Origin of the sequence: Neobacillus rhizophilus, assembly GCF_018343535.1 — a bacterium.
Classification (GTDB): domain Bacteria; phylum Bacillota; class Bacilli; order Bacillales; family Cytobacillaceae; genus Neobacillus; species Neobacillus rhizophilus.
Genome location: NZ_JAGYPF010000001.1, coordinates 1,595,701 through 1,610,727 on the forward strand (window position 1 = coordinate 1,595,701; position 15,027 = coordinate 1,610,727).

General features: G+C 39.9%; 12 protein-coding genes. 4 read left to right on the top strand and 8 right to left on the bottom strand.

From position 1 onward, the window contains the following. Positions 1-250: 250 nt before the first annotated feature. Complete coding sequence (gene ltrA, locus KHA99_RS07545) at positions 251-1,525, top strand: group II intron reverse transcriptase/maturase (RefSeq protein WP_213115845.1); 1,275 nt, start codon at positions 251-253, stop codon at positions 1,523-1,525. Between the two features lie 94 nt (positions 1,526-1,619). On the opposite strand, the gene gnd is transcribed toward ltrA, so the two are convergent. Continuing rightward, positions 1,620-3,032: an NADP-dependent phosphogluconate dehydrogenase gene (gnd, locus tag KHA99_RS07550; protein WP_213116772.1), complete on the bottom strand. Its 1,413-nt coding sequence runs from the start codon at positions 3,030-3,032 to the stop codon at positions 1,620-1,622. Positions 3,033-3,136: 104 nt separating this feature from the next. After that, complete coding sequence (gene uxaC, locus KHA99_RS07555; protein ID WP_213116773.1) at positions 3,137-4,540, bottom strand: glucuronate isomerase; 1,404 nt, start codon at positions 4,538-4,540, stop codon at positions 3,137-3,139. 234 nt (positions 4,541-4,774) lie between these two features. Here uxaC and KHA99_RS07560 point away from each other — a divergent pair, with 234 nt between their 5' ends. Next, entirely contained in the window at positions 4,775-5,959 is a 1,185-nt protein-coding gene (locus KHA99_RS07560; protein ID WP_213116774.1) for an ROK family transcriptional regulator, read from the top strand. A 157-nt stretch (positions 5,960-6,116) separates the two neighbouring features. Here the strand turns inward: KHA99_RS07560 and KHA99_RS07565 are convergent, their stop codons facing one another. Continuing rightward, entirely contained in the window at positions 6,117-7,523 is a 1,407-nt protein-coding gene (locus KHA99_RS07565; protein ID WP_213116775.1) for an MFS transporter, read from the bottom strand. Positions 7,524-7,850: 327 nt separating this feature from the next. Between KHA99_RS07565 and KHA99_RS07570 the strand changes: the two genes are divergently transcribed. After that, complete coding sequence (locus tag KHA99_RS07570; protein ID WP_213116776.1) at positions 7,851-8,516, top strand: FMN-dependent NADH-azoreductase; 666 nt, start codon at positions 7,851-7,853, stop codon at positions 8,514-8,516. 173 nt (positions 8,517-8,689) lie between these two features. Further along, the gene (locus tag KHA99_RS07575; RefSeq protein WP_213116777.1) at positions 8,690-9,841 is read left to right on the top strand and encodes a GGDEF domain-containing protein; all 1,152 of its coding nucleotides are present in this window, start codon (positions 8,690-8,692) and stop codon (positions 9,839-9,841) included. 39 nt (positions 9,842-9,880) lie between these two features. Here the strand turns inward: KHA99_RS07575 and KHA99_RS07580 are convergent, their stop codons facing one another. From KHA99_RS07580 to KHA99_RS07600, 5 genes are all read right to left on the bottom strand, one after another. Continuing rightward, complete coding sequence (locus tag KHA99_RS07580; RefSeq protein WP_249366449.1) at positions 9,881-10,204, bottom strand: cupin domain-containing protein; 324 nt, start codon at positions 10,202-10,204, stop codon at positions 9,881-9,883. A gap of 25 nt (positions 10,205-10,229) precedes the next feature. Beyond that, on the bottom strand, positions 10,230-11,213 hold the full coding sequence (locus KHA99_RS07585; protein ID WP_213116778.1) for a sugar kinase: 984 nt from the start codon (positions 11,211-11,213) through the stop codon (positions 10,230-10,232). Next, positions 11,200-11,853 (bottom strand): bifunctional 4-hydroxy-2-oxoglutarate aldolase/2-dehydro-3-deoxy-phosphogluconate aldolase, encoded by a 654-nt coding sequence (locus KHA99_RS07590; RefSeq protein ID WP_213116779.1) that lies wholly within the window; start codon positions 11,851-11,853, stop codon positions 11,200-11,202. The genes KHA99_RS07585 and KHA99_RS07590 overlap by 14 nt, the downstream gene beginning before the upstream one ends. Positions 11,854-12,022: 169 nt before the next feature. Then, positions 12,023-13,510 carry a UxaA family hydrolase gene (locus KHA99_RS07595; RefSeq protein WP_249366450.1) on the bottom strand — a complete coding sequence of 496 codons (1,488 nt, stop codon included), beginning with the start codon at positions 13,508-13,510 and terminating at the stop codon, positions 12,023-12,025. A 14-nt stretch (positions 13,511-13,524) separates the two neighbouring features. Further along, positions 13,525-14,994, bottom strand: coding sequence for a tagaturonate reductase (locus KHA99_RS07600; RefSeq protein WP_213116780.1), 1,470 nt, complete (start codon positions 14,992-14,994; stop codon positions 13,525-13,527). Positions 14,995-15,027: the final 33 nt, after the last annotated feature.

A 15,027-nucleotide genomic window follows, 5' to 3' on the forward strand; every position in this document is an offset into this window, starting at 1 on the left:
TGTTGTCTTACCCTGGGAGGTCTTGCGGGTGTACAACTAGTACAGTCGAAAAAGGTTAGCCGCAAGAAGTCAGCAGAAGCCATAGTAGTGAAATTAGTTCATGAAGGGCTGAACAATTTATAGTGTTTCAACGCCACGAATGCATAAGTGACGTACTCCGAATGTGTTAATGGGGAAAGTATGAGCGTATCTCAAAGGATAACCAAAATGGAGCTATCACTTATTACGTGAGAGGAAAGGAGAAACGAGTGTGGAACTTTTAGAACAGATTCTAAGCAATCAAAATATGAATGAAGCCTACTTACGTGTCTATAAAAACAAAGGTGCTAGTGGGATTGATGGAATAACAGTCGATGAACTGAAGCGATATCTGAAAGAGAACAAAGATGAGCTACGTCAGCGCATCAGAACAAGAAAATACCAACCACAAGCTGCCTTAAGAGTGGAAATCCCAAAAGAAAATGGCAAGATGCGCATGTTGGGAATACCAACAGTAGTGGATAGAGTAGTTCAACAAGCAATTCATCAAGTTCTCAGTCCGATATTCGAAAAGCAATTCAGCGAATTCAGTTACGGCTTTAGACCAAAAAGAAGCTGTGAGATGGCTATTATAAAAAGTTTGGAAATTCTGAATGATGGACACGATTGGGTAGTAGACATTGACCTTGAAAGATTCTTCGATACAGTTCATCATGATAAACTCATGCGAATTATCGCAAACACAATCGATGATGGTGATGTCATCTCGTTAATCAGAAAATACTTAGTAAGTGGAGTTATGGTAAATGGGAAATATAAAGAGACTCCCGTCGGGACTCCGCAAGGAGGAAACCTCAGTCCATTATTGAGTAATATTATGTTAAACGAACTAGATAAGGAACTAGAAAGTAGAGGATTGCGTTTCGTTAGATATGCGGATGACTCCCTAATCTTTGTGAAGAGCGAGCAAGCAGCAAACAGAGTGATGAAATCAATCGTGAGATTTATAGAAGGAAAATTAGGGTTGATAGTTAATGCAGAAAAGAGTAAAATCTCTCGCCCTAAAGAGTTAAAATTCTTAGGATTTGGATACTACTATGACTTCAAAACTGAGAGATACCAAGTGAAACCTCACCCAAAGTCATTACAGAAATTTCAAAGAAAGCTACGACAACTTACAAAACGAAACGGGAGCGTCTCTCTAGATTTCAGAATTCTTAAGCTTAAACAAGTCATTTTTGGATGGGTGAACTACTTTAGAATTGCAAACATGAGAAAAGCAATGACCCAAATAGATATGAAATTACGCTCAAGAATAAGAGTAATCATTTGGAAACAATGGAAAGTTCCTAGAAAACAAATCAAGTCGCTAATCCAACTAGGTATACCCGAAGAAGAAGCAAAAGGATTAACGTTCTGCCGGAAAGGTTACCGGTATATCGGGTTATCGAAAGTTGTTCAAAGAGCAATCTCAAACAAAAGACTAAAGCAGAGGGGGATACCCTCTGCTCTTGAACGTTACTTAAAAGTACACACTGTAATATAAATTGAAACGCCGTATACGCGATCCGTTCGTACGGTGTTGTGAGAGGGGCGAAAATAAACTGCTTTATTTTCCCTCTACTCGATTATTTATCTTCCTATTCCATCCAGTTTGTATGGAATACTCCCTCTTTATCAACACGTTGATAAGTGTGAGCACCAAAGTAGTCCCGTTGTGCCTGTAATAGATTCGCAGGAAGTGTTTCCGTACGGTAGCTGTCATAGTAAGCAATTGCGCTTGCAAACGATGGTACCGGAATACCGCGTTCAATTGCCAAGGATAGCACTTGACGTAGTGATTGCTGATAGCCTTCAACAATTTCCTTAAAGTAAGGATCAAGTAAAAGGTTCGCTAATGCTGGGTCACGATCGTAAGCGTCTTTAATTTTTTGCAGGAATTGGGCACGAATGATACAGCCGCCGCGGAAAATCATCGCGATATCGCCGTAACGAAGGTTCCAATCGTACTCTTCAGATGCTGCACGCATTTGCGCGAAGCCTTGAGCGTAAGAGCAAATTTTACTCATGTATAATGCCTTGCGAACCGCTTCAATCAACTCTTCTTTATTGCCCTCAAATGGTTTTGCCTCTGGTCCATTCAACACTTTACTTGCCTTTACACGTTCTTCTTTCATTGCTGAAATAAAGCGCGCAAATACAGATTCAGTAATAAGCGGAAGCGGTACACCTAAATCTAAAGCGTTTTGGCTTGTCCATTTACCGGTACCTTTTTGGCCGGCAGTATCCATGATGACATCAACCATTGGCTTTCCAGTTTCTTCATCCACTTTTGTAAAAATGTCAGCGGTAATTTCAATTAAATAACTGTCTAGTTCGCCTTTATTCCACTCGGCAAATACTTGATGAAGCTCCTCTGCATTTAAACCAAGGACATTCTTAAGGATAAAGTATGCTTCACAAATTAGCTGCATATCGCCGTACTCGATGCCATTATGAACCATTTTCACATAGTGTCCAGCACCATTTGGACCGATATACGTACAGCATGGGTCACCTTCCACTTTTGCAGAGATAGCTTCTAAAATCGGTTTGACAAGCTCATAAGCTTCCTGTTTACCGCCAGGCATAATCGAAGGTCCTTTTAATGCGCCTTCTTCCCCGCCGGATACGCCAGTTCCGATAAAATGGTATCCTGCTGTTGCTAGTTCCTTATTCCGTCTGATGGTGTCCTGGAAGAAGGTATTTCCGCCATCGATAAGAATATCGCCTTCCTCAAGATATGGCTTTAAAGAGTCAATTGTGGCATCGGTAGCAGTACCTGCTTTAACCATTAATAAAATTTTGCGAGGCTTTTCTAAAGAGTTAACAAATTCCTCGACAGTGCGGGCACCAACAAAGTTTTTACCCTCTGCTTCATTTTTCAAAAATTCCTCTGTTTTTTCGTAGGATCTGTTAAAGACTGCAACAGAATAACCTCTGCTTTCAATATTTAAAGCAAGATTTTTCCCCATTACAGCTAATCCAACTACACCAATTTGTTGCTTTGACATATTACAATCTCCCTCCGTTTATCGGTTTGGGCTCGTGGGCACCATTAATATACCATTCATAATAGCGGTTTAAGTAAAGAACATCAAGAAAGGCATTTTCTAACTTATCGCTGTAAGAAATACTTTTCTGCATTGTGATAGCCAATATTTCTAACCATTTGCTCCATGAACTCCTGATTATTTGGCGCTAAGCCTCTTTCCACCCATTCTCCAAGAATGTTGCAGAGGATTCGACGGAAATAATCATGCCTTGCGTAAGATAGGAAACTGCGGGAATCTGTTAGCATACCAATAAAGTGGCTTAATAGCCCAACGTTTGCGAGATCCTTCATTTGTCTTTCCATTCCATCGATATGATCGAGGAACCACCATCCTGAACCAAATTGAACCTTACCCGGGATACCCTCTTCATAAAAATTACCCATCATGCCAGCAAGAACAACATTATCCTTCTGATTTAGATTAAACAATACTGTTCTTGGCAATGCATTCTGTACGTCAAGAGCATCAAGAAAGCGGGAAATGCCTTCAGCAAAATTGGTTTCACCGACAGAATCAAAACCTGTATCAGGACCAAGCAGATTTTTCATTTTCGTATTATTGCTGCGCATGGCGCCCATATGAAGCTGCATGACCCATTGTTTTTCCGCATACATTTTTCCAAGCTCCGTCAATAGGAACGCTCTATATAGAGTGATTTCTTCTTCATTAAGCTCTTCACCGTTGAACCGCTTATCAAAAATTGGTGAAATCTCTTCTTTTGTCGTTTGAACATATTCCATTTTTTGAATATCATGGTCAGATGCCCGGCCGCCATTTTCATGGAAGAAATCAACCCGCTGTTTTAATGCTTGTAAAAAAGAATCTAAAGAGTCCACCTTGATCCCGGATACTTCAGATAAACTTTCAAGCCAAGTTTTAAAGGTTGGACGCTCAATGAAAAGCGCACCGTCAGGACGGAAAGTAGGCGCAATAATGGCCTTAAACGTTTCATCCTTCTTCAACAATTGGTGGTATTCAAGAGTTGAAACTGGGTCATCAGTAGTACCGATAAATTTTACATTAGATCGTTCAATGAAAGCTCTTGGCATGAATTCCGGCTTCTCGAGTTTTTCATTGCACTCGTCAAAAATTTCACGTGCGGTTTCCGGACTAAGAACCTTCTCGATTCCAAAAAACATTTTTAATTCCATATGTGTCCAATGATAAAGCGGGTTGCCAATTAAATGAGGCACTGTTTCCGCCCATGCAGCAAACTTCTCCCAGTCATCAGCGTCGCCGGTAATGAATCTTTCGCCAATACCATGCATACGCATTGCCCGCCATTTATAATGGTCGCCGCCAAGCCAAACCTCCGTAATACTACGATAAGGTTTGTTTTCCCAAACCTCTTGGGGATTTAAATGGCAGTGAAAGTCAAAAATCGGCAATCCCTGTGCGGCAGTTTCATAAAGTCCCTTAGCTGTTTCGGTATTTAATAAGAAATGATTATCTAAAAAAGCTTTCATTCTATTCCCTCCCAATAGTAAAGCTTTAGCTGTAAACCCTTTCAATTGTGCTAAAAAATTTAAAAAATACATATAGTTTAATTTGATTTGTTTATTAAACTAATTAAATACAAGTATAAATTATCACGTTTATCTAAATTCGTCAATGAAGGAAATCAATAATATGTTTTTCCGCCATTTAATAATTTGATATAATAGAAATGCTTATAAAAGTGTATAAAATGGAGGAAATCAATGATTACCGGTGATGCGGCATATATAAAAAAAATAAATCGTTCCTTAATCATTAAGGAAATTGTAAAAGCAGGAATGATTTCCCGCGCAGATATATCCAAGGTTACTGACCTGACGAGAGCTACCATCTCCGCCCAGGTTGCTGACCTTTTGGATGAAGGACTGATTATTGAGACACAGCTAGAGCATTTTTCTGTCGGAAGAAAGCCGATTATGCTTTCATTAAACAGCAAGGCAGGCTATGCCCTTGGGATCGACCTTGATTATGGTCAAATATCTTTTACCTTATCAGACCTGCTAGGTCATCCTGCTACATCTACTATTATTAAAATAAATACAAAAGACTATGCAGAGATTCTTCTTATATTAGTTGAACAAATAAAAAAATTTAAAGCAGAATACACTGAAAGCCTCTACGGTATTGTCGGAATTGTCATTGCCATCCATGGCCTTGTTGGAAAGGACGAAGTGGTTCATTTTGTACCACGGCTTGGATGGGAGGATATTCATTTAAAAACCGATCTTGAAAATGAAATTGATATCGATGTTTATCTTGAGAACAATGCCAACCTAAGCTCTTTTGCAGAACGGGTATTTTTCCACCATGAAACAGATAACCTGCTCTGTGCCACTCTCTATTCTGGAATTGGAATGGGAATGATGATGAAAGATGACTTTTTCCGCGGGCATGACGGCTATGCTGGTGAGATTGGCCATATGATTGTTGTCCCAGAAGGCAGGCCATGCAACTGCGGCAATAAAGGATGCTGGGAGAAATACTCTTCTGAATCAAGTGTATTCGAGTATCTGTCTGAAAAAAGACAAATGAAAAACCTTACCTATGAGGATATTCAAAAATGGCTTGATGAAGGTGACCAGGAAGTACACGAGCTGCTGGAACAGTTACTCTACTATCTCTCCATCGGCTTAAATAATATGATTAATATTTACAATCCTGATGTCCTTGTGCTAGACAGTGAACTTCTAAGGATGTATCCGGATGCTCTTGATAAAATTAAGCAAAATTTACATTCGTCCATTTGTCATTACCGTGAGTTATCCATATCTTCAATTGGGAAAAAGTCTTGCGTATTAGGTGCATGTGCCCTTGCGATTAAACATTTCCTTAGTGTTCCGATGTTGAATTTACCATTTGAACAGCAGGATAATGAAACCGTTTCCTAAAAATGAGATGATTGTCGAGAAAGTATTTTTCTCGGCAATTTTTGTTTCTGCTAATAGGTCTCCTGTTTAAAAGCCTTTCACGTTAAAAAAGGGTATTGTTTTTTGCACAAAAAAAAGAAGATAGCTAAGTTCCCTTAACTATCTTCCATCATTCATATTAAGAAGCTTTTCTCTTTTCAGCTAAATCAATAGCAAGCTGTTGTGTCTTTTTCTTATTTAATGGATAAAGGAATACAAGAATTAAGAAAATCAAGATTAGGATAACTGCCGGAACCAATGTACCGAGTGTATGAATTCCACTCAATGTTTCCTGTGTTTGCGCCTTAAGAGTAGCGTTATATCCAACTGATGCAATCGCAAATCCGCCAATACCACCGGCAATAGCCTGACCGACCTTACGGGCAAAGGAATAGATCGAGTAAACAGTTCCATCTTCACGCAATCCTGTCAGGTATTCATGATAATCGATAACGTCAGTCACAAACGCCCAAACAACTAAGTTAAACAATCCATACCCAAACATGGCAATCGCTAAAATTCCAATAAATTGGTTTGCATTTAGGTTTGGAAGCAGGTATAAAACTCCATATACAACTGCAGCAAGTAACAAGCCAGCAGCGGCAACTTCTTTTTTCCCGAATTTAGATACTAATGGCTTAACCATTGGCATTCCAACAAATACTGCAACGGATTGAAGAAGCCCAACCATACTCAATGCTTTTGCATTGCCAAAGTAATCTTTAAATAAATATACGTTTACTGTACCAATTAACATAAAGGTAATCATAAATGCCAAGGATGCGATAAGGATCCATAACAATGGTTTATTTTTCGCAAGACCTTTTAATGTCTGCCCTAAATTCATTTTTTCCTGTTTTGTTTCAGTCATTGTAATACGTTCTACTGACATTTTGTAGCAGGCCATATAACAAGCAATGGCAAGCACACCAAAAATAATGGCCCCTAATAAAAAGTGATTGGCATCAGCCTTATTATTGACAAACAGAATCATTGGGCCAACTACGTTAATGATTAAACCAGCCAAGTTTGCTCCTAATGTTCTCCAACTTGATAAAGATGTACGTTCAACCGGATCACTTGTAACAACGGAAGCCATTGAACCATATGGAATATTAACCGTACTATATAATGTTCCCCATAAAATATATGTTACAAAGGCATATGCTTCATAAAATCCTGTTGACATTCCCGGAATGTGTACAAACATTAACACACCAGTGATGACAAGCGGAAATGACATTCTGAAAATCCATGGTCTGAATTTGCCGTTTTTCCCTGCTTTTCTTGTGTCAATAAAACGTCCCCAAGAAACATCGGCTACGGCATCCCATAGGCGCGCAACTAAGAAAAGGGTTCCTACGAATGCAGGATTAAGACCATAAACATCTGTGTAATAGACCATTAAGAAAGATGCTACTAAAATAAAGAAGAAATCGTTTCCAAAATCACCAAACAAATAACCTAATTTATCTCTCATTCCAAAAGGACGAACTGCTGCTTTTTCTACAAATTCTGGTGCTTTCACTTTGGCACTTTGAGCCATGTTTCTTCCCTCCATAGTCCTTTATTTGTAATCCTTTTCATAAATGTTTAAAAATATTTAGTTCATCTCGAGATTGGTTTATCCTTCCATTAATTTGTTTAATGAACTAACAAAATAATTTCTGTATAAGTAGAATATCACCCTCGACTTTTTTCGTCAATAACTTTATGTAAGCGTTATAACAAAAAAATGTTTCCAATTCATAACTGCTGAAAACTATAATAGACACCTAATGTTCAAGAACTTCACCTATTGTTCAAAATTGAGCAAAGTAAATTCCTTATAATAGAAGTAATGAAATCATTTAAACAGATGGGTTGTGTGTTGATGGAGAAATTACTTTATATTACCGCAAATCCAAAGGGTCTTGAAAAATCAAAAGGGTTGCAAATTGGAGAGGCCTTTCTCGAATCCTTTTTGAAGGAAAGGCCGGATGTAGAAATTAAGAGAATGGATTTGTTCCAATTAGATTTTGTCCAAATGGATGCTGATTTAGTGTTTGCACGCGGGAAATTAGCAGGATATGGCTATACAATGGACCAGCTTTCAGAGACCGAAAGGGAAAAAATCCTCAAAATGCACGCTCTTGCAGATGAATTTATTGGATTTGACTACTATGTCTTTGTTTCGCCATTATGGAATTTAAATTCACCGGCGGTCTTAAAAGCATTCCTCGATAATCTGTTTATTGCGGGAAAAACCTTCACCCATACTCCTAACGGACCAAAAGGATTATTATCAGGGAAAAAGGCGATTCACATTCAAACCCGTGGCGGCCAATATACAGGTTCCCCTATTCAGGAATTAGAATCTGGAGATCGTTATTTAAAAATTGCTCTTAATTTCCTAGGGATTGAAGTCATGGATAGTGTCATTGTTGAGGGCTTGGACCTTTATCCGCAAAAAGTCCCGGAAATTGTTGCCGCTGCCAAAGAAAAAGCTCGTATAGCCTCGAAGGAACTAGCTGGTATTCCCCTGCCTGTCATCCTATAAAAAAAATGGCTTCCCTTCTATTGGGAAGCTATTTTTGTATAAAAATTTCCCGGAAAATGTCGGAGGCTTATTGCTTATTTCTTTGTTTTTTGTCGAAATTTCCCTTATTGTAGTATAATCGGATTATAGGAACGAACCACTCCTGACCAAAAGAACACACCGGAGATATATGAATGTTTAAAGATTTTGTTTCAAATACAGCCATGTTAGTATCCTCCTTTTATGTAATGGGGCAATTATTTAAAAATAGACCATTACTGGCTACTTCACCATTATCCACTAAACTATATTGGGGAATTTCTTATGGTATCCTGGGAAACATACTAATGATTTTCAGTATTAAAATTTCAACTACAACCATTGCAGACCTCCGCCATCTAGTGATTGTTCTTGCCGCAGCATTCGGCGGATTCATTCCCGCGATGGTTGCTTCTGCCCTAATTGTAATAGGGAGATTTCTGCATTTCGGTTATAGTGATGCAGCCCTTTTTGCTTCTATTGGAATGCTGTTCATAGGAATCATAAGCAGCGGAATCGCAAGATTGAATTATAATTTAACAATTAAAGCTTTTTTCATGAACCTGATAGGATTATTTATCCTAACAATTGTTTTTACCATCAATATTGAAGATCCGATTGTTTTAAAAAAATTATTAATCATGCATTATATTTTTTCGTTAACGGGCGGATTTATCGCCTATCATTTTTCTGTCTTTATCGCCCATTCAAATGAAAACCAAAGAAAATTAAAGAATAGTCTTATCGAACTGAAAGAAACACAGCATAAATTGGAAAAATCCAATGAAAGATTAAATCAACTCTCTTATGTAGACGGATTAACCGGTGTGGGGAATCGCAGATATTTTGATACGAAACTGGAAAAGGCGTGGCTTCATGCTCAATCGAATCAAGTCCCGATTTCTTTACTAATGTTTGATATTGATTTCTTTAAAAAATATAATGATACCTATGGCCATCTTACTGGTGATTATTGCTTGCAAACCATTGCCCAAGCTATTAAAAATCTCGTAACGGAAGATTCAGGCTATACACTCTGCCGTTATGGAGGTGAGGAATTCAGCCTCATCATGCCTGCAGCAAACCAGGAAAATGCCGAACAATTTGCCGCACAAATCAAGAAAACAGTTAAGGAACTAAATATTCCTCATATTAATTCAGAAATAGCAGAAACCGTCACCTTAAGCATCGGGAGCGCCTCATTTATACCTGGTCCGGCAGCCAAACCGGAGGATTTGATTCGGTTGGCAGATGAGGCCCTTTATACTTCAAAAACAAAAGGCAGGAACACGATTTCCGTTTTATAAAAAAAACCGGGCAGCAGAAGCCCGGTTTTTTGATTTAAATCATAGAAAATCTTCACGCTGAGGTGTAAAAACATCCAATATAATCGAGTCATCTTCAAGCGCTTTAACACCATGTAAAGTATTTGAAGGGATGTAGATGCTATCCCCTTTCACCACTCGCTGGACTTTTCCATCCAAATTGAACTCAAAACTTCCTTGAACAATATAACTTACCTGCTCGTGCGGGTGGGAGTGGATTGCACCAATTGCATCCTTTTGGAAACTTACTTCTGTCATCATCAGGCTTCCGCCCCTTCCCAAAAGCTTCCTTTTGGCACCTTCTCCTGCTTCCACAGAATTTTCCTTATTTCCAAAGTAAAACAAGTCAATCACCTCACTTATTACATGTTTATCTTGTAGCTTCTACCCTGCCTGCGATAATAGAATTGATCTCCTCAAGTGAAGGGTTCCCTTCCCAATCACCCTTAAATTGAGTTGCCAGTGCACCCAAAATATTGGCCCTGGTTAAGGCAATTTCTAGGGATACATGAGTCAAAGCAGCCTCATTATCTAAATACACAGAGAGGAACCCTGCTGCAAACGCATCTCCAGCCCCGACCGTATCAATGACCTGTGAGACTACATGTGGGGCTGCTTTAACAGAATCGCCGTTGATAAAGCCAATCGAACCTTCGGCACCAAGCTTCAAGACAACTACTTTCGGCCCCATTTGCAGAAAACTCTCGCCATATTCTTCAATGGATTGTTGACCTAAAAGGAACTCTGCTTCCTCCACGCCTGGCAGAAACACATCACATAACGGGATAAGCGAAAGTAAAACACTCCGCGCCTTCTCCTCACTCCAGAGCTTTCTCCGTAAATTGGGGTCAAAAGAAATGGTCAGTCCCATATCCTTGGCCATTTTCATTGCTTTTCGGATAGCTTCGGCAGCATTTTCACTTAAGGCCGGTGTTATTCCTGTAACATGCAAATGCTTGACACCATCAAACCACTCTTTTTGCACATCTTCTGGCTGAAGATTGCTAGCGGCTGAGTTTTTCCGATAATAATAAACGGTTGGATCCCCATAGCTTTTACTTTCTTTAAAATAAACCGCCGTAGGTTTTTCCACATCACGAAGGGCATAGGATACATCTACTCCCTCTCCGCCAAGTGTTGACAAAATATAGTCACCAAACGGATCTTTACCTAGTTTACTGACCCATCTAACCTTCTTGCCTAAACGCGTCAGGGTGATGGCAACATTTGATTCGGCACCTGCCAGGGACTTTGTAAACAGCGGCTCATATTTAATCCCTTTTTCTCCGATTGTTTGAAAAAGGACCATACTTTCTCCAATTGTCAGTACATCCGTACGGTTATTTGGCTGCATGTACCTGCACCTCTTTAGCTAGTCTAGTATACGCTGCAGCTAATTGTGTAATTTGCTCAAAATCACCTTTTTTAATTAACTCATTGTTTACTAGATTTCCACCGAGCCCAACAGCAATGGCTCCGTAGCCCAAAACCTCTTTGATATTGTCCAGATTCACTCCGCCTGTTACCATCATTGGAATATGGTTAAGCGGTCCTCTGATATCTTTAATATATTTCACTCCCATTGAGCCGACTGGGAAAACCTTAACAGCGCTTGCCCCGAGGCGATACGCCCGGACAATCTCTGTAGGTGTCAAGGTTCCTGGCCAAACTTCCACACCTTGTTCAAGCCCGTAAGCCAATACCTCTTCATCCAGGTTTGGCGACACAAGATATTCCGCACCTGCCTGAACCGCTTCCTTTGCCATTTCAAGGTCTAATACAGTTCCCGCACCAATTCGTAATTGACTTCCAAATTTCCCTTTCAGATCATGAATCATGTTAAGGGCACCATCAGTGTTTAATGTCACTTCTAAAAATGAAATTCCACCTGCTGCTAGGGCTTTGGCTGTCTCTTCACCGCTGCCGTTTGGAATGCCGCGAATAATCGCCACAATTTTTTCTTGCTTTAATAAAGAAACTAAGTTTTGCTCCATTGAAAACTGCCTCCATTACTGAGTTCTTTTTTCAGGTTTTATTTGTGAATCGAGCACTTTTATTAGCGATTTTACGAGTTTTTTTGCGAATTCAACCCTAATATTTGCAATTTTGCAAGTCTTATTTGCGAATCCTTATTAGCAACAATCTTTTAGAAAAGAGCCAAACCTATAAAGTTACACCCGTTTTAAAAATAGCAATCTCTCTAAAGTCGTTTTTCTCGTTGTTCACCAACTCACCGCTCGCCACTTTAATCACATAGTCAATAAATTGTCTCAAGACGACATCTGCTGATTGCTCCAGCAATACTCCTGCGTCGAAGTCAATCCAATGGGGTTTTGCTTCAAATAGCGGGGTATTGGTTGAAATTTTCATGGTTGGAACGAAGGTGCCAAATGGTGTTCCTCTTCCCGTTGTAAACAGGACTAGCTGACAGCCTGCTGATGCCAGCGCAGATGCGGCAACAAGGTCATTTCCTGGGGCGCTCAACAGGTTTAGTCCTTTTTTCTTTAATCTTTCACCATATTTTAACACATCTGTAACGGTGGAAGTCCCTGCTTTTTGTGTACAACCGAGCGATTTATCTTCAAGCGTTGTGATCCCGCCCGCTTTATTCCCTGGCGACGGGTTTTCATATACAGGCTGATTGTTGGCGATAAAGTATTGTTTAAAGTCATTGATTAATTCTACCGTTTTTTCAAAAACCTCTGTATTTTCTGCTCGTTCCATGAGGATCGTTTCCGCTCCGAACATTTCAGGTACTTCAGTTAACACCGTGGTTCCTCCCTGGGCAGCAAGGAAATCCGACAATCTGCCAAGCAATGGATTGGCCGTGATTCCTGATAAGCCGTCTGAACCGCCGCATTTCAATCCAAGTTTCAGTTCGGATAATGGGACCTCTTCGCGCTTATCGTTTTTGGCATTTTCATAGATTTCCTTTAATAGCTTAACCCCTTCCTCGATTTCGTTGCCGACCTCTTGGGAAGCAAGGAACTTCACTCTGCCTTCATCAAATTCGCCAAGGCTTTCCTTAAATTCATATAGATTATTATTCTCGCAGCCAAGTGCTAACACGAGGACGCCGCCAGCATTAGGATGAAGGGCTGCATCCTGCAAAATTGTCCTTGTGTTGTGATGGTCGTCGCCAAGCTGGGAGCAGCCATAATTGTGCTTTAATACAAGGACATTTTCAAACGGGCTGATATCGCCCACTTCCTTTTGAAAACGTTTAATAATCGTTTCCGCTACACCGTTGACGCAGCCAACAGTCGGTACGATCCACAATTCATTGCGGATTCCGACGGTACCGTTTTTCCGTCGATAGCCCTTAAAGGTCAGGTTCTCATTTTTATAAGGATTGGCGGCTAGCTTCTGGTTAAATTGATAGTCTTTTATTCCATCAAGATTTGTTTTCGTATTTTGTGTATGAACATGCTCACCGGCAGAAATTACTTTTGTGGCATGACCGATTGGATAGCCATATTTTACTATAAATTCATTTTCTTGAATGTCCTTAACAGCGATCTTATGACCACGTTTTAGGTCATCTTTTAGCTCAACCTCACGCCCATTGACCGAAATGAATTGACCTTTTTGTAAATCCTGCAATGCCACAACAACATTATCATTTTCGTTAATCTGGATAAATTCCAACATTGCTTAAATCCCCCTTATCTTGCCGTTTTCTCCTTTAAAACTGCCCGGGCAGCCTGCTTCATTCCCTTTGTTTCGATTTCATGCAGATAATTCGTTACGGCGTCCGCTAATCCTTGAACAGAATTTAAGTCCATTCCCCAATTCTTCTCGTAGCCTAAGACCGCACAAACGATTTCCCTCAGACTTTCAATGGATCCGTCAAAAGTACCCCATTGCGCTTTGAACAACTCAAGAATGTCTTCGTCATCACTAAGATTAATATCTTCCGCACCTCTTTTTCCCTTATAAAAAGCAATCAATGCCGCAAGGGAGAAGACCAGTTTTCCCGGTAATTCCTTTTTACGGTTCATATACTCTAATAAAGATGGCAGGTCTCTAGTAGTATATTTAGAGATGGAGTTCAATGAAATACTCATCAGAAAATGCTTGATATATGGGTTTCTAAATCGATCCAGAACATCATTCGCAAAAGAGGCTAATTCTTCGGCTGGAAGATCTAATGTCGGAATAATTTCATCAAAAATCAGCTCTTTAATAAAGCTGCCAATCACCGGATGCTCGACCGCTTCTGCGACAGTTTCTAAACCGTAAAGATAGGAAACTGGTGTCATCGCCGTATGAGCGCCGTTTAAAATCCTCACCTTTCTTGTCCGATACGGTGTCAAGTCATCAACAAACATGGTGTCTAATCCAGCCAAATGGGTTGGAAATTCTTCTTTTATCCACTGTGGCCCTTCAATGACGAAGTTGTAGAATTGTTCGCTGGCAACGACAAAATCATCCTGGTAGCCAAGCTCTTCCGTCATTTCTGTGATCGTATCAACCGGAAAGCCTGGAACGATCCGGTCAACGAGGCTATTGCAAAATGTATTGGCATCATTGATCCATTGAACAAATTCCGCACCAAGATTCCAAGCAGCGGCATATTGGAGAATAATTTCTTTTAGTTTCTCGCCATTTTTTTCAATAAGTTCACAAGGAATGATGATTAACCCTTTGCTGTTATCCCTGTTAAAGGCCTGGAAACGATGATAAAGAAAGGCTGTCAGCTTCCCTGGAAAACTCTTTTGCGGACGGTCTTCCAAACGGTCCGTTTCCTGATAGGCAATCCCAGCTTCTGTTGTATTTGAAAAAACAAAGCGCAGCTCTGAATTTTGTGCGAGTTCAAGATATTTTTCATAATCAGAATAAAGGTTTATGCCTCTATTGATGGATTGGATTAAGGTATGCTCCTTCACCGGCTTACCATCCTTCATCCCTTGCAAATAAAGCGTATATAAGCCATCCTGGGCGTTTAATCTTTCTACCTTTTCATACCCGCGTGGCTGAACAACCACGATACTGCCGTTAAAAAGGTTAGCTTTATTCATAACATCGATTTGCCAATCAACAAATGCCCGTAAAAAGTTCCCTTCGCCAAATTGCAGGACCTTTTCCGGATAAGATTCAATGCCTTGGATGGTCTTTCGATTAAGTTTCTGCAAAGTTATCTCTCCTTTTATGCACACGTGAACATT

What these genes read in the sequence shown, in the direction of transcription:
- gnd (WP_213116772.1), bottom strand. Translation starts at nt 3,032, where the DNA reads ATGTCAAAGCAACAAATTGGTGTAGTTGGATTAGCTGTAATGGGGAAA.
- KHA99_RS07575 (WP_213116777.1), top strand. Translation starts at nt 8,690, where the DNA reads ATGTTTAAAGATTTTGTTTCAAATACAGCCATGTTAGTATCCTCCTTT.
- KHA99_RS07565 (WP_213116775.1), bottom strand. Translation starts at nt 7,523, where the DNA reads ATGGCTCAAAGTGCCAAAGTGAAAGCACCAGAATTTGTAGAAAAAGCA.
- KHA99_RS07590 (WP_213116779.1), bottom strand. Translation starts at nt 11,853, where the DNA reads ATGGAGCAAAACTTAGTTTCTTTATTAAAGCAAGAAAAAATTGTGGCG.
- KHA99_RS07585 (WP_213116778.1), bottom strand. Translation starts at nt 11,213, where the DNA reads ATGCAGCCAAATAACCGTACGGATGTACTGACAATTGGAGAAAGTATG.
- KHA99_RS07560 (WP_213116774.1), top strand. Translation starts at nt 4,775, where the DNA reads ATGATTACCGGTGATGCGGCATATATAAAAAAAATAAATCGTTCCTTA.
- KHA99_RS07595 (WP_249366450.1), bottom strand. Translation starts at nt 13,510, where the DNA reads ATGTTGGAATTTATCCAGATTAACGAAAATGATAATGTTGTTGTGGCA.
- uxaC (WP_213116773.1), bottom strand. Translation starts at nt 4,540, where the DNA reads ATGAAAGCTTTTTTAGATAATCATTTCTTATTAAATACCGAAACAGCT.
- KHA99_RS07570 (WP_213116776.1), top strand. Translation starts at nt 7,851, where the DNA reads ATGGAGAAATTACTTTATATTACCGCAAATCCAAAGGGTCTTGAAAAA.